At 60.4% G+C, this 13,584-nt stretch carries 16 protein-coding genes, 2 tRNA genes and 1 pseudogene; 17 read left to right on the top strand and 2 right to left on the bottom strand.

Annotated elements, in window-relative coordinates; genetic code table 11:
- Positions 1-8 precede the first annotated feature (8 nt).
- Positions 9-1,004 (top strand): DNA-directed RNA polymerase subunit alpha, encoded by a 996-nt coding sequence (locus G1C97_RS00435; RefSeq protein WP_100496295.1) that lies wholly within the window; start codon positions 9-11, stop codon positions 1,002-1,004.
- A 99-nt stretch (positions 1,005-1,103) separates the two neighbouring features.
- On the top strand, positions 1,104-1,598 hold the full coding sequence (gene rplQ / locus G1C97_RS00440) for a 50S ribosomal protein L17 (RefSeq protein ID WP_100496294.1): 495 nt from the start codon (positions 1,104-1,106) through the stop codon (positions 1,596-1,598).
- A gap of 206 nt (positions 1,599-1,804) precedes the next feature.
- On the opposite strand, the gene G1C97_RS00445 is transcribed toward rplQ, so the two are convergent.
- Complete coding sequence (locus G1C97_RS00445; protein WP_169240284.1) at positions 1,805-2,719, bottom strand: tRNA pseudouridine synthase A; 915 nt, start codon at positions 2,717-2,719, stop codon at positions 1,805-1,807.
- Between the two features lie 319 nt (positions 2,720-3,038).
- On the opposite strand from G1C97_RS00445, the gene G1C97_RS00450 reads away from it, so the two are divergent.
- From G1C97_RS00450 to G1C97_RS00470, 5 genes are all read left to right on the top strand, one after another.
- On the top strand, positions 3,039-5,219 hold the full coding sequence (locus G1C97_RS00450) for a circularly permuted type 2 ATP-grasp protein (RefSeq protein ID WP_169240034.1): 2,181 nt from the start codon (positions 3,039-3,041) through the stop codon (positions 5,217-5,219).
- 293 nt (positions 5,220-5,512) lie between these two features.
- The gene (locus tag G1C97_RS00455; RefSeq protein WP_169240035.1) at positions 5,513-6,313 is read left to right on the top strand and encodes a transglutaminase family protein; all 801 of its coding nucleotides are present in this window, start codon (positions 5,513-5,515) and stop codon (positions 6,311-6,313) included.
- A 116-nt stretch (positions 6,314-6,429) separates the two neighbouring features.
- Positions 6,430-6,514, top strand: a tRNA-Ser gene (locus G1C97_RS00460).
- Between the two features lie 102 nt (positions 6,515-6,616).
- Positions 6,617-7,474 carry a tRNA (guanosine(46)-N7)-methyltransferase TrmB gene (trmB, locus tag G1C97_RS00465; RefSeq protein ID WP_205832453.1) on the top strand — a complete coding sequence of 286 codons (858 nt, stop codon included), beginning with the start codon at positions 6,617-6,619 and terminating at the stop codon, positions 7,472-7,474.
- A gap of 190 nt (positions 7,475-7,664) precedes the next feature.
- Positions 7,665-7,736, top strand: a tRNA-Glu gene (locus G1C97_RS00470).
- Positions 7,737-7,898: 162 nt separating this feature from the next.
- Here the strand turns inward: G1C97_RS00470 and G1C97_RS12450 are convergent.
- Positions 7,899-8,156, bottom strand: a pseudogene (locus tag G1C97_RS12450) (helix-turn-helix domain-containing protein); the annotation flags it as partial.
- 132 nt (positions 8,157-8,288) lie between these two features.
- On the opposite strand from G1C97_RS12450, the gene G1C97_RS00480 reads away from it, so the two are divergent.
- The 10 genes from G1C97_RS00480 to G1C97_RS00525 all read left to right on the top strand — a co-directional run bounded on the left by G1C97_RS00480 (position 8,289) and on the right by G1C97_RS00525 (position 13,502).
- Complete coding sequence (locus G1C97_RS00480; protein WP_223847824.1) at positions 8,289-8,540, top strand: helix-turn-helix domain-containing protein; 252 nt, start codon at positions 8,289-8,291, stop codon at positions 8,538-8,540.
- A gap of 86 nt (positions 8,541-8,626) precedes the next feature.
- A complete protein-coding gene (locus tag G1C97_RS00485; protein ID WP_165775776.1) occupies positions 8,627-8,800 on the top strand; it encodes a hypothetical protein in 174 nt (57 codons plus the stop codon).
- 41 nt (positions 8,801-8,841) lie between these two features.
- Positions 8,842-8,997: a hypothetical protein gene (locus tag G1C97_RS00490; protein ID WP_169240037.1), complete on the top strand. Its 156-nt coding sequence runs from the start codon at positions 8,842-8,844 to the stop codon at positions 8,995-8,997.
- Positions 8,994-10,190, top strand: a complete 1,197-nt coding sequence (locus G1C97_RS00495) for a helix-turn-helix domain-containing protein (RefSeq protein ID WP_169240038.1) — start codon at positions 8,994-8,996, stop codon at positions 10,188-10,190. The genes G1C97_RS00490 and G1C97_RS00495 overlap by 4 nt, the downstream gene beginning before the upstream one ends.
- A complete protein-coding gene (locus G1C97_RS00500) occupies positions 10,187-10,714 on the top strand; it encodes a WhiB family transcriptional regulator (RefSeq protein ID WP_169240039.1) in 528 nt (175 codons plus the stop codon). The genes G1C97_RS00495 and G1C97_RS00500 overlap by 4 nt, the downstream gene beginning before the upstream one ends.
- Positions 10,635-11,354: an AAA family ATPase gene (locus G1C97_RS00505; RefSeq protein ID WP_417852189.1), complete on the top strand. Its 720-nt coding sequence runs from the start codon at positions 10,635-10,637 to the stop codon at positions 11,352-11,354. The genes G1C97_RS00500 and G1C97_RS00505 overlap by 80 nt, the downstream gene beginning before the upstream one ends.
- 4 nt (positions 11,355-11,358) lie before the next feature.
- Positions 11,359-11,598: a hypothetical protein gene (locus tag G1C97_RS00510; RefSeq protein ID WP_169240040.1), complete on the top strand. Its 240-nt coding sequence runs from the start codon at positions 11,359-11,361 to the stop codon at positions 11,596-11,598.
- A 138-nt stretch (positions 11,599-11,736) separates the two neighbouring features.
- Complete coding sequence (locus G1C97_RS00515; RefSeq protein ID WP_240950926.1) at positions 11,737-12,192, top strand: transcriptional regulator; 456 nt, start codon at positions 11,737-11,739, stop codon at positions 12,190-12,192.
- Positions 12,193-12,326: 134 nt separating this feature from the next.
- Positions 12,327-12,572: a hypothetical protein gene (locus G1C97_RS00520; protein ID WP_240950927.1), complete on the top strand. Its 246-nt coding sequence runs from the start codon at positions 12,327-12,329 to the stop codon at positions 12,570-12,572.
- A 297-nt stretch (positions 12,573-12,869) separates the two neighbouring features.
- Complete coding sequence (locus G1C97_RS00525) at positions 12,870-13,502, top strand: hypothetical protein (RefSeq protein ID WP_169240042.1); 633 nt, start codon at positions 12,870-12,872, stop codon at positions 13,500-13,502.
- Positions 13,503-13,584 lie beyond the last annotated feature (82 nt).

Below are 13,584 nucleotides of genomic sequence, written 5' to 3' on the forward strand. Positions count from 1 at the left end.
TAACCACAGTGCTTATTGCACAGCGTCCGACTCTTACCGAGGAATCTCTGAATCCGCAGCGCTCCCGCTTCACCATCGAGCCGCTTGAGCCTGGCTTCGGCTACACGCTCGGCAACTCGCTGCGTCGCACGCTGCTGAGCTCCATCCCGGGTGCAGCCGTGACTTCCGTGCGTATTTCCGGCGCCCTGCATGAGTTCACCACTCTGCCCGGCGTTCAGGAAGACGTTACCGAGATCCTGCTGAACATCAAGGGCATCGTGCTCACCAGCGAATATGACGAGCCTGTGGTCATGTATCTGCGCAAGAGCGGCAAGGGCGAGGCTGTCGCCGGGGACATCACCCCGCCGGCCGGCGTCACCATTGCCAACCCGGATCAGCATATCGCCACCCTCGCGGAAGATGGCGAACTCGAAATCGAGTTCACCGTCGAGCGCGGCCGTGGCTATGTGCCGGCCCAGATGAACAAGCAGGACAATGATGAGATCGGTCGTATCCCGGTCGATTCCATCTACTCCCCGGTACTCAAGGTGAGCTACAAGGTCGAGGCCACCCGTGTGGAACAGCGCACGGACTTCGACAAGCTCATTCTGGACGTGGAGACCAAGCCCGCCATCTCTCCGCGTGATGCGGTGGCTTCCGCCGGCTCGACCCTGGTTGAGCTCTTCGGCCTGTGCCGTGAACTCAACGTTCAGGCGGAGGGCGTAGAGGTTGGCCCGGCTCCGGTAGCCGAGGAGACCAACCCCGAGATGGCAGTCCCGATCGAGGACCTCAACCTGACGCAGCGTTCGTACAACTGCCTTAAGCGTGAGGGCATCCACACCATCGGCGAGCTTGTCTCCCACACCGAGCAGGACCTGCTCGACATCCGCAATTTCGGTATGAAGTCGATCGATGAGGTCAAGGAGAAGCTGCAGACCCTGGGTCTGAGCCTCAAGTCCTCGCCGATGGCTTTCGATACCAACAACCTCGAAGGTGGCACGTTCTTCTCGCCGGAAGACGAGTGACCTGCCTCTTTGAATAATCGTTCGCTACTAGGCAAGCGGATGTTCGGGCATCTGCCCACCTGCTTGCCTGGCGTTGCGAACATATAAGGAGTAAACCCAATGCCTACACCTAAGAAGGGCCCGCGTCTGGCTTCCAGCCCCGCGCACGAGCGCCTCATGCTGGCAAACATGGCGACCAGCCTGTTCCAGAACGGCCGTATCACCACTACGCTGCCGAAGGCCAAGCGTCTTCGTCCGCTGGCTGAGCGCCTGATCACCCTCGCCAAGCGTGGTGACCTGCACTCCCGCCGTCGCGTGATGCGCGTCATTCGCAACAAGTCCGTGGTGCACGTGCTGTTCACCCAGATTGCCGAGCAGATGGAGCAGCGTGAGGGTGGCTACACCCGTATCGTCAAGATCGCTCCGCGCGTCGGCGATGCCGCTCCGGCTGCCATCATCGAGCTCGTCACTGAGCCGGTTGCCAAGAAGGCTGTCGTGAAGGAAGCTGAAGCTGCCACCAAGGTCGCCGAGACTGAAGCTCCGGTTGCCGAGGCCACCGAAGCTCCGGCCGAAGAGACTGCCGCTGCCGAGGCTCCTGCCGAGAACGCTGAGTGAGCTCACTGAGTTAACCGCTCTACAGCGCTCATTTTGGAGGGTTGGAATCCAAGCGATTCCAACCCTCTTTTCATATCTTGCAAATCTCAAATTTCATATCCGGCGATATTCACTCCCTCACGGCGTGCGGCATATTTCGCACGGTACGGTTAACCGGGCGAACTGTGATACGGGGGTGTTTGAACGCCATGCGGATGCCATGGGATTTAGGGAAGTGTGCGTACAGCGCGAATCGCCTCGGCTCGGGAGGCCAGCTGGTCGTCCGGGGGATATGCGATGTGCTCCAGCGTCAGCCCCTGCGGCGCAATCGGCCCGCTTGAACCCTCACGCACGGGTTCGGCCATTTTCCCGGCGAACCAATCCAAGGACTTGCGTCCCGATCCCACCTTCACGCACGAGCCGACCAGGGAACGCACCATGTTGCGGGCGAAGGCGTCCGCCACGATCGTGAACACCAGCAGTCCGGACTCCAATGACGGCGTCCGATAGGCCTCGCCCATGGCCAGTCCTTCCGGAACCAGGGGAGCGGCCGGTACCCGGCGCCAATACGCGGTTTTGACCTCGCGAATCGTGGTGCCACCGGGATTCGGCGTCGCGAACGAACCGAAATCATGCAATCCAATGGTCATAGATGCGGCCTTGTTCATCACATCCACATCCAGGGCCTCATCAACCCGCAGCACACAGCCGCGCAGCCGTGGGTCCACCTCGCTCGACCGGTCGGCCACACGGTACACGTACGTGCGTTCCAGCGCGGAGAACCGGGCGTCGAACCCATCCGGCGCCACGGACACCCGATGCATCACGATGTCCGCGGGCAGCACGGCCTTGAGCCGGCGGGCCAAAGCCTCGCAGACTGGCACGTCCATGTGGCCCTGGCATCGGGCGAGCACCTCCGGCGATACGTCGAGATGCGCCACCTGATGCGACGCATGCACACCGGTATCCGTACGGCCCGCCACCGTGAGCCGCAACGGCTCGTCCGGATCATCGACGGGCACCCGCAGCACCTTGTGCAGGGCATCCTCAATCGTCCCCTGCACCGTGCGCAACTTGGGCTGGCGTGCCCAACCGAAAAACCCACCACCGTCGTAAGCCAAATCAAGGCGAAGTCGTGTCATCGTCATAGCCCACCATCCTATCGGCATCGGAAGGCATCACGTCCACGTGCATACCCGGACCCCACCCACGTGCATACCTGGACCCCACCCACGTGCATACCTGGACCCCACCCACGCGCATACCCAAGTGACCTGCCCGTAACATATCCGCGCGATTGCCGAAACGGGCCCGGCATAGATTACAGACAACAAGACCCCTTGCGGTTGGCGTCAGCGCGCTCAAAGCGTCGCCGGAATCTACCGAAAGGGGGTGGCAGCAGACGTATGGAACGGCCCGAAACGGCCGGTCGAGTCACGGCAAAGGCAAGGAGCAGACAGCATGATCGAATCAGCGGCACACAAGCTGGCGCATGAACTGGTGAACCGTCGCGAGGCCATCAACCGTGAGCTGTCACGTAATGGCGTGCGTTTCGGCATCTACAAGAACGGTGAGTATCACGATCGACTGTTCCCCTACGATCCGGTGCCGCGCATCATCGAATCGGATGAGTTCGACGAATTGGAAAAGGGCCTCAAGCAACGCGTCAACGCCCTTAACGCCTATCTGAAAGACATCTATTCAGACAAGAGCATCATCCATGACGGCGTGATTCCCGAGGAATACGTGTACACCTCCGCCGGTTACTTCCCGCAAGTCAATGGTGTCACTCCTCCTGGAGGCATTTTCGCGCATATCGCCGGCGAGGATCTGGTGCAAGGCGAGGACGGTCGCTGGTGGGTGCTGGAAGACAACCTGCGTATTCCGTCGGGCGCCAGCTATCCGCTGTTCGTACGTGACATCGAGCGTCGAATCTCGCCGCGACTGTTCCGCGACGTGCATATTCGAGACAATCGAGAATATCCTCGCCTGTTGCGCAAAGCCATGGATTTCGTGTCCACCGAGGGTATCGCCGTGGTCTTGACCCCGGGCCGGTACAATTCCGCATTCTTCGAGCACGCGTATCTGGCCGAGAAAACCGGGGCTGCGCTTGCCTTCCCGGAGGATCTCGAAGTGGTGGATAACAAGGTCTATTTCCTCGACTATGCGGGCAAGCGCCATCGCGTTGGCGTGGTGTACCGTCGCCTTTCGGACGAATACTTGGATCCGTTCGCCTTCAACCCGGATTCGGTGATCGGCGTGCCGGGAATTCTTTCCGCATATCGTTCCGGCAACGTGGCCATCGTGAATGCGCCTGGCAACGGTGCGGCCGATGACAAAGCCATCTATTACTTCGTGCCACAGATGATCAAGTATTATCTCGGCGAAGAACCGATTCTGCACAATGCGCCGACCTATATGCCGATGTTCGAGGTCGATCGCAAGGAAGTGCTCGACCGGCTCGGCGAACTGGTGATCAAGGACGTGGCAGAAGCCGGCGGCTATGGCGTGGTGTTCGGATCGTCGTTGGATGCCAAGGCCCGCGAGGAACTGGCGGACCGTATCAAGGCCGAGCCTCGCCGTTTCATCGCCCAAGAGGTGATCCAGTTCCGCGATATCGACGTATTCGACCCGGCCACCGGACGGATGTCGCCGCGCAAGTGCGATTTACGTGCTTTCGTGGTCACCGGCAAGAACACGCACGTCTGGTATTCGGGTCTGACCCGCTACTCGTCGGTGCCCGGGCAGATGATCGTCAACTCCTCGCAAGGCGGCGGCTTCAAGGATACGTGGGTGCTGGCTCCCGAAACCGGAGTGGAACATGAGTTCGGTGCCGAAGTACAGGTGGCCAACCTGCTCAGCCAGTCCCGCCATCACTCGTTGTCGCTGGTCACCGCGTCCAAGGCCGATAACCTGTACTGGCTTGGCCGTTACACCGAACGTGCGTTCACGACGTTGAACCAATTCTTCCCGTTCTATGACCGTGTGATGGACACGGATGTGGATGCTTTCCGTCCGTTTGCGCATGCGCTCGACCTGCCTGAAGATTTCGAAGACTTCGACGAGTTCGTCCGCAACTTCCTCTATGACGGCACCAATCCCGACTCGGTGCGATCGGCCGTGACCGCGGCGTTCAACAACGCCGTGATTCTGCGCCCCGAATTAAGCTCGCGTCTGCTGCAGTATGTGGAACTCGCCATGACGAACATCACCGATGCCGCGCGAAAGGCCGATAACGCCGAGGATCTCTACAACCATCGCGATCTGGCTGATGACATGCTCGCCTTCTGGGGAGGCATCGAGAACTCGTCGGTCGATCCGACGCTGAAGGCCTTCATCTTCATTGGCAAGTATCTGGAGCGCATCGATCTGTATACGCGATTCGGCTTGACGATGGCCGATATGGAGGCGCCGCTCAAGAAGCTGGCCTCCTATTCGATGGTGCTTGACGGTATGCCGTTGCCCAGTTGCTTTGCCGACGGGTTGAGCTGGCTTGTGGGCCAGCTGCCCTCACGCGGATACCAGAATGTCGCCGACCTGCTGAAAAAGTACCTCGACGACTACTCCGGTCGTATCAGCGCATTGGCCATCAAGGACATGGGATCGTTGAGCTCGATGAACATGGATGCCAAACGCCCCTGACGCCGTTTGCTGTTCGATTGCCCTGTGACTGTTTCGAGCGACTGCTGTATGCGGTTGTGCCGTCTGTGGTTGTCCGAAACAGTTTTCTGTTCTCTTTGCTCCACAGTGCCGCTGACGGACGGCAATGGTATGGTAGTAGCACACGAATGGCGTTCGGGTATGCCTGTTGTACGTCGATATGTTGGATTCGTCGCCGGTCGTACGCGAATGTCTGAAGTCGCTGGGTGGCATATGCCACATGATATGTACCAGAAAGTATTGGTAGCCGGTTCTGCGGAAGATCAGGAGACGTTGTGAAGAAACTCGTGTTCGACTATGAGATGAAGCTCACCTTCAGCTCGCCAGTTACCGATCACCGGTTCCAGTTGCGCTGCATTCCCGCCACAGGTCCACGCCAGCAGGTGATCGACGTGGAGGTGAAACTTACGCCGGATGTTGAGCTGGAAACCACCATCGACTCGTTTGATTCCGTGGTCATGACCGGCTTCATTCCCGAGCCGCACGAAGTCTTCAACTATTCGGTGACCGGCATCGCGTTCGTGGACAACGCACACATCAAGAAGGAGATCTACAAGCCGCTGTATCGCTTTGATTCGGCGCTGACCATTCCCGGACCGTGTATCGAGGCGATGATCGACTTGTGCGGCAGGCGACTTGCCGGTTTGCCGGACGAGGCCACGCCGATTCAACGAGCCAGCGAGGTGATGGACGAGGTATACAAGGCGTTCGTCTATACGCCAGGTTCGACGACGATCCGTACTACCGCCGAACAGGCGCTCGCCCAACGTCAGGGAGTGTGCCAGGACTATGCGCATGTGATGCTGTCCGTCTGCCGCCATGTGGGACTTACGGCCCGGTATATCGCAGGATTGCTGGGAGGCGAGGGAGCGACTCACGCTTGGGTGGAGGTCTATCAGGACGGACGCTGGATCGGACTTGATCCCACGCATAACCGACTGGTCGACGACAACTACATCACCATCGCCCATGGTCGTGACTACCGCGATTGCATGCTCGATATCGGTATCTTCTCCGGGTACAACGTGGAACAGACCCAGTGGGTCAACGCTTCCGTCCATGAGCAGATCGCGTGATGCCTCGGCACCCGCATTGCTCTGGCCGTGTTGACGGGCTTTGCGAAACACCGGTTTGCGTCGATTTGCCAGATTGAAAGATTATGGCATAATAAACAAGTTGCTTTTTGCAATATGGATAAGTGTCCGAGCGGTCTAAGGAGCACGCCTCGAAAGCGTGTGAGGTGAAAGCCTCCGCGAGTTCGAATCTCGCCTTATCCGCGAGCATGACCCGAAATCGTTGAAATATCAACGGTTTCGGGTTTTTCTTTATCGTTGAATTACTATCGTCGAATGATTGTCGTCGAAACACGAAGGGCTGATATGACCAATAGCGAACTTGATTCCGACGTTGCCGCGGCCGACGCTCCGGCAGGCGGGGAGCAGACACCGCATCCGATGCATAAGGTGCTGTCTTTTGTGCGGCGCTCGGGCCGATTGGACGATCGTCTGCAGCGTGCGTGGGATAACTATGCGGACCGTTATCTGCTGGACATCACGGAAGGCAACCTTCTGGATGTGCGCGAAGGTGTGACCCTCGATCGAGACTTCATCTCACGTGTATGGGGCAATGAGAATCCGCTGATCGTGGAAATAGGCACCGGTCAGGGGGAGAATGTGGCTGCTGCTGCGGCCGCGCATCCTGAGTACAACTTCCTGGCGCTCGAAGTGTACGATCCGGGCGTGGCGCATACGCTGCTGCTCGCCGGCAAGCAGGACTTGGACAATCTTCGTGTGGCCCAGGTCAATGCGCCTGAGCTTTTCAAAGTGACGGCTGATGCCGTGGTCAGCGAAGTGTGGACCTTCTTCCCGGATCCGTGGCCGAAGAAGAAGCATCACAAGCGTCGTATCGTGCAGGAGGCGCTCGCCGCCGATATTCATCGCGCTTTGGCGCAGAACGGTGTCTGGCGCATTGCTACCGACATCGAGGATTATGCGCTTCATGTGCATGAGGTGATGGATGATCTCGCGGGATGGCGCAACCTTGGGCGTTTGACCGTGAGCCTGCCGATTGAACATGTAGGCAAAGGCAACGCCGATATGGCCGCCGATATGCCTCATGCGGATTTCGTCGAGAGCGGGCGGTTTGAGGGGCGCGTGCTAACGAACTTCGAAAAGAAGGGGCTTGCCGCCGGTCGAGTGATTCACGATTTCACCTATCAGGCGGTCGCGCTTGGCTGAGTAACGGCGCTGGGACGGGATGGAAAAGCATATGGGCTGATTGTGCAGTTCCGCCCCGTAGGTGATTGGGATGCGACCGAGGAACATCTTGGTTTGCGGTTGCATCCCGCACCATTCCAGTGCGACACGCCGAAGAGGGCTGTTGATTTGCGTACTGTGGTTCACTCCCGTATAGTTACACGAGTTGTCCGCCCCCATCGTCTAACGGTTAGGACACCAGACTTTCAATCTGACAACGAGAGTTCGACTCTCTCTGGGGGTACTCGCCGGCTCCGGGTTCCACGAGGTATCGTGGCCCGGAGCCTTTTGTTTCCAACGGTTTCAGGCCGCCAGCTTGGCCTTCAGTTGCTCGCACAGGAAACCCGGCGGTGGCCACTGCCACCAAAGATGCACCTCCGTCACTGCTCATTCCGCGCATCATCTGCTCGTACATCGACGCATCCAGCAGGGAGAGCGGGGGAACGTTGAAGAATTCCGCCACTGCGGCGATATCCTGGATGGTCCAGGAGGTCTTGCCGGTCATCTTCGCGGACACGGCGCCCCTCTTCAGCCCCAGTGCCGCGCAAAGTGACTGCTGGGTCATCCCGCGGCCGGTCAGCTGCATGTTGACGTTCCAGATGAATACCCTCTGCAGGTAGTCGCCGAGTCCATTGGATTCGGACGACGGTTCGATTTTTGCCATATCAAGTCCTTTCAGATTGGAGTTGTCCAATATCGATGGACATAATCCTACAACAATGATTTGCTGCTGTGCAAGTTTCTTGATATATTGTCTATTGTGAATAGACTGACGGCAAAAATAATGGATTCTCCGATGCGTCGCTATATGACGGCGGCGGGTCTGAGCTGCCGAGACCTCGCGAGGGAGATGGGTACGTCCAAATCCTCGGTCGCGGGAAAGGTCAACGGCTCGATACCGTGGCAGCAGTCCGACCTGATCTGGCTGGCCATTCACCGAAACCTGTCCCCTGGGTATGTGCTCGGCATCGACGCCTATCTCACGGATGGCGGGTGGAAACCCGAAACGAGAATCCCCGGACCGGCTGGAACCCGGCGCGGGGATTGAACGGCAACAACCATGGAGCCGCGGGCGCGCATATCCGCCAAGATCAGACGCCCGTCGTTCCGATTCCCCGAAGGAGGGTCATCGCCATGACCGATTCTACCAATACCGCCGGCATTCGCCCGGCATCCGTCTTCGAGCCTAATCGCCAGCGCGACGCCGCGCGGCGGACGACGCGGGCCGGCGGCAAAGTCGATCTGCGCATCGCGAAGGCGCATGTGCTGTCCATGCTCGCCCACCCGTCCCGGGGCTCGCGCCGCTGAGGCGCGCGTCTGCGGACCGTTTCCCCGATACCGGCCGAACCATGTGGTGGCTGGTCGTTGCCGCCGTGTGCGTGTCCGGCGGCGTTCTCTCGTATGCGTTGTGCCGCGCCGCCCGTCTGGGCGACGACATCGGCGCGAGGCTGCGCGAACGCCGCGAAGCGAACCCGGAGCATGACGGCGGGAAGGTCGAACGATGAGCAGCAAAGCCGAGAACTGGGCATGGGAGCGCGACGACGTCAAGGGCATCACCAAGTTCGTGCTGGTGTACCTGGCCCGCCGCGCCTACTACGACGATGGCGCCGCCGCGTGGCCGAGCGTGGAGACCATCGCGTTCAACTGCGGGTGCTGTGAGCGCACCGTGATCCGTTCGTTGCAGGAGTTGGAGCGCAAGGGCTACATCAGGCCCGGCGACCAGGAGATGTCGGCGCGCAACCCGCGCACGCGCAAGCCGATCGCCAAGGGACACCGCTCGCGCGTGTGGGACGTCGTCATGGACGGCGACCACGCCGCCGAGAACATCGAGGAGAAGCCCAGGAATCTGGACGCGCTGGCGGAAGGCGACGGCAAGCCGGATCCAGACAAGGACAATTTGTCACCCGACGGATTGTCACCCGAACCGAAGGGCGTGGAGCCGAGGACAAATTGTCCCGGAATCTTGGACAGAAAGTCACCCAATAGACAAGTGATAAACAATTCTCCCCTCATCCCCTTCGGGGATGCTCCCCTCAACGCCGAACAAACCTCCACGAAGACCGAACCCGTTCCGGCGACCGATTGGGGCAGCAAGGCCCTGCCTCCCAGGGGCTGCAGGAACCCGCTATGGGTGCCCGAACCCGGCAAGCTGCCCGAGCCGGTCACGGAACGCGCAGGCCAGGAGGTGCGCGTGCTCGACGGCATCCGCCGGCGCATGCTCGCCGTGGACCAGAGGTTCGACGTTCCGGCGACCATGGCCGACCGCAAGGCCATCCACTCGCTGCTGATCGATCGCCCCTACGGCGAGATCGTCGCGACGATGGACTGGGCGTACCGCAACCGCTACTGGCTGCCCCGGCTCACCAGCGGCGCCAGGTTCGCCGCGAACTACGTGCAGCTGCGACTGGAAATGCTCACCCATCCCGATCCGACGGGCAAGCGGGCGCCAGACGCCCCGCTGCCGGTCGTCAAGGACCCCAACCGGGCGATACCGGTCAGCTCGTCGTCCGCAAGCCGCGTGCCGATCTACGGGGCGGCGCTGCTGCGCACCTCGCTGTGCCAGGAACACATCGAAGGCGCCATCTCGCAGGAGGCGTGCCCGGTATGCGCGTACGACAAACGCAACCACGCCACCCACGACGTCGCCGGGCACCGCAAGGCGAAAGCCGTTGCGCCGGAGGAGGCGGTGCGGCCATGAGTGGGGACGGGCAACGTCTTGAGGCGTGGAAGAAGGCCGGCGAATGCCGCGACTTCCCGCAACCATGGTCCGACTACCTGTGGTCGCTGGAGTTCGAGCACCGTCCCGGCGACGCGAAGGCGTTCCACTCGGTCGCCAAGGCCGTGTGCGAACGATGCCCGGTACGCGCCGAATGCCTGGCCTACGCGGCCAGCGGCGGACTCGAATGGGGAGTGTACGGCGGCAAGGTGTGCACCGACCGGCGCAGGATCGCGCGCATGGCCGAAGCCGACGGCGTCCCCTGCCGGGACCGCGGCCTGCCGTGGCCGCAACGCTGGCGGCTGCTCACGGACTGGATACGCGCCCACCGGAACGTGTTCGACGAAGCCACCGGCGAGGCCAGCGCCGAACGCCAGCAGCGACGCCTGCGCGCACGGGGCAGGACGGCCGATCGCCCCGCCCCGCATGAGCCGTCAGGCAATCAAACATTCAAACAAGCAGGAATCCAAGCAATCCAGCAAGCAGACAATCAGGCAATCGACTGACCGGGTTCGCGTGATCGCCGGCAGTCGCAAAGGAGAAGAACGAATGCGCATCGCCATAGCCAACGCCAAGGGCGGGGTCGCGAAGACCACGTCCAGCATCTACATCGCCTCGGTCATCGTTTCCAGGGGCGGCAGGGCCGTCGTGTACGACGCGGACCCGCAGTCCAGCGCGAGCCTGTGGGCCGCAGCCGCGGAACAGACCGCGGACCCGCTGACGTTCGATGTACTGCCTGCCAACCAGGCCACGCTCCGCCAGCTCGCCGCGGGAGCCGACCCGGACGAATGGGCGATCATCGACGCGCCGCCGCAGGGGCCGACCCTGGACATGGCCATCAAGGCGGCAGACTTCGTGATCGTGCCGGCGTCGGACTCGCCCATGGACCTCCAGCAGGCATGGAGCACCCTCGACATGGCCAGGATGAGCACGCCCGCTGCGCTGCTGCTGGTCAAGGCCGAACGCAACACGAAGGCGTTCCGCGACACCATGGATGCCCTCAACGCCATGGACACTCCCCGGTTCGACACAATCGTGCCGAAGGCCCAGTCCTACAAGCGTTCGCTCGGCACCAACCCGCATCAGCTGGGCGAATACCGCGACCTCGTCACCGAACTCCAGCAGATCACCGGAAAGCAGGCGTGAGACCATGCAGGGCAACTACCAGCCACTGGCACGACCGGTGCCGTTCGACGACGTGCTGCGCCAGCAGAACAAGACCTCCAAGGCCACGGGCGAACCGTTGGTCATGCTCTCATTGCGCATACCCGTATCGCTCAAGACCCGGCTCAAGACCACGGCCGCCGCGCACGACCTGCCCATGCAGCAGCTCCTGCGAGACGCCATCGAACGTGAGCTCGACCGGCTCGACGGCGGCGACGAGCCGTAACCCGTCAGACAATCAAACAATCAGGCAATCCGACAATCAGGCAATCCGACAATCAGGCAATCCGACAATCAGGCAATCCGACAATCAGGCAATCCAGCAAGCAAACAAGCCAACAACCAAACATTCAGGCAGTCAAACATGCGGACGCGATCCGGCAAGCCGGCGCGTCTGCGGAAAGGAGACACTATGGATTATTCGATGGAGGTCTCCGTGCTCGGCGACCGGATCAGCATCGGAGAGGAGTCTCACGTCATCACCCTCGGCGTGAACACGGGATTCCCCGCGGGCTCCACGGCGGGACTGGCGTACACGCTCTCGCCGTTGCAGGCCCGCGTGTTCGGCGCGCAGATGCGCGCGGCCGCGGACGCCGCGGAGGGGCATCCGGGCGTGCCGTCCGACGAGGAGGTGAACGCGGCGGCGAAGGTGTTCTGCGGCGGCGTGTGGAACGGGTTCGACCCCGCCAGCATGATGCCGACCGAACAGTTCGACCGGTTCTGGGGCGACGGCGAGGGCCACCAGCTCTACCTGGCGATCGCGCGCCACGCGCTCATCGCCGCACGCATGTCCATCCTCGCCGGGCAAAACGAAAGCTGACAAGCAGACAAGCCCGCATGCAGGCAATCAAACAATCAAACTTGACTGCATGCAGTCAATCGGACATGCAAGCAATCAAGCAAGCCAACAATCGGGAAAGCAAACAATCCAACAATCAGGAACGGAGCAGAACCATGAACGACAGCCATAACGAAGACGAAGAAATCTTCGACGGCACGAGCGAGGATTCCGCGCTCGAAGACCAGATGAGCGCGCATATCGCTGCCATCGCCGCCAGCGGCGTCGCCGCCGAAGCCGAAGCCCTGGCCAACCGACAGGCCGACATGGCAGCCAAGGAACGCCGCGAAACCAGACTGGCTATCCTCGCCGCTATCTCCATAATCGGCATCATCGTGGCCCATGTCGTCATCCACCGTTGACATCGCCTGTGCTCTACGCAAAATCAACATACGTTGGTTAGGATTGTCGGACCGTATCGGTTATTATGCATAGCAACAAGCTTAATGAGGCCTTCCCCAACCGACTTGCCGTCCGGTCGGGTTGGCGGAGTTGGCTTGCTAGGTCACTGCCGGATACCTTCGCGGGCGTAAGCCTTGAACCGTTAGGAAGGTGTAGTCTACTGGCCGGGCGAAACCGCTGGAATGCGGAAGGCCGTGTCACCATCACGTGAAGACGGGATGGATTGCCTTGCAGATGGCATGAGACCCTGGGAGGGGATGGAAGCCAGCTTCCATCCCCTCCTCTCTGTATCAGAGGAGACCGTGGTGGTAAATCTAAGCGCCGAGAAACGCGAATGGATTCGGTCCATAGCCGGTGATGCCCGTACCGCCTATGGACGTCTCATGCGTTCCGGCGTCCTCGTGGTCTCCTGCGACAATCGCGACGATATCGAAATCGTCTTCCCTAAAGCAAAGTTCGCGCACTTGTGCGGGTTCGATTACTACTGGGATGCCGGTAAACATCGTCTTGCGCCGCAAGAACTGTTCTATGACGATATCGTTTCCGACGATTTTACCTATGCACGGGTCGATTACTCTCATCGCTACAGCGACCGGAATGTCACCATACAGAAACGCCGTGAACGGACGAGAGCAAAAGTCGCGATCGCCGCGGAGGTGTTTAGCGGATTAGATACGGCGACTCATGTGGTCGAATCCGCCAAGAGTGACATCGTCATTTTCATGGGACAGACGATGTGGTCGTTGGGGCTTGGCCATCAAAGGATGCGTGACGGTGAGGAAACCGGTCGGTATATTCCCGCGTCACTGATCAACGACAGTATCTTATCTACCCGTGTCCATAGAGGAGGCACCTCGGTCTCCGCGATTACCGGCTTACATTGGAAATAAACTCCTGAGGGAAACGCGTGCAGACTTTCGGTAAAAAGAAGATGGTCTATGTTCTCACAATTTCTATACAAAAAGTGGGCGA

It is taken from the genome of Bifidobacterium olomucense, assembly GCF_012932375.1.
Classification (GTDB): Bacteria; Actinomycetota; Actinomycetes; order Actinomycetales; family Bifidobacteriaceae; genus Bifidobacterium; species Bifidobacterium olomucense.

Excerpts from the sequence above, each read along its gene's own strand:
- G1C97_RS00445 (WP_169240284.1), bottom strand. The coding sequence starts at position 2,719 with ATGACACGACTTCGCCTTGATTTGGCTTACGACGGTGGTGGGTTTTTC.
- G1C97_RS00490 (WP_169240037.1), top strand. The coding sequence starts at position 8,842 with ATGTGGTGGCTGGTCGTTGCCGCCGTGTGCGTGTCCGGCGGCGTTCTC.
- G1C97_RS00510 (WP_169240040.1), top strand. The coding sequence starts at position 11,359 with ATGCAGGGCAACTACCAGCCACTGGCACGACCGGTGCCGTTCGACGAC.
- rplQ (WP_100496294.1), top strand. The coding sequence starts at position 1,104 with ATGCCTACACCTAAGAAGGGCCCGCGTCTGGCTTCCAGCCCCGCGCAC.
- G1C97_RS00525 (WP_169240042.1), top strand. The coding sequence starts at position 12,870 with ATGGAAGCCAGCTTCCATCCCCTCCTCTCTGTATCAGAGGAGACCGTG.
- G1C97_RS00505 (WP_417852189.1), top strand. The coding sequence starts at position 10,635 with ATGAGCCGTCAGGCAATCAAACATTCAAACAAGCAGGAATCCAAGCAA.
- G1C97_RS00450 (WP_169240034.1), top strand. The coding sequence starts at position 3,039 with ATGATCGAATCAGCGGCACACAAGCTGGCGCATGAACTGGTGAACCGT.
- G1C97_RS00495 (WP_169240038.1), top strand. The coding sequence starts at position 8,994 with ATGAGCAGCAAAGCCGAGAACTGGGCATGGGAGCGCGACGACGTCAAG.
- G1C97_RS00500 (WP_169240039.1), top strand. The coding sequence starts at position 10,187 with ATGAGTGGGGACGGGCAACGTCTTGAGGCGTGGAAGAAGGCCGGCGAA.
- trmB (WP_205832453.1), top strand. The coding sequence starts at position 6,617 with ATGACCAATAGCGAACTTGATTCCGACGTTGCCGCGGCCGACGCTCCG.
- G1C97_RS00485 (WP_165775776.1), top strand. The coding sequence starts at position 8,627 with ATGACCGATTCTACCAATACCGCCGGCATTCGCCCGGCATCCGTCTTC.
- G1C97_RS00515 (WP_240950926.1), top strand. The coding sequence starts at position 11,737 with ATGCGGACGCGATCCGGCAAGCCGGCGCGTCTGCGGAAAGGAGACACT.
- G1C97_RS00480 (WP_223847824.1), top strand. The coding sequence starts at position 8,289 with ATGCGTCGCTATATGACGGCGGCGGGTCTGAGCTGCCGAGACCTCGCG.
- G1C97_RS00520 (WP_240950927.1), top strand. The coding sequence starts at position 12,327 with ATGAACGACAGCCATAACGAAGACGAAGAAATCTTCGACGGCACGAGC.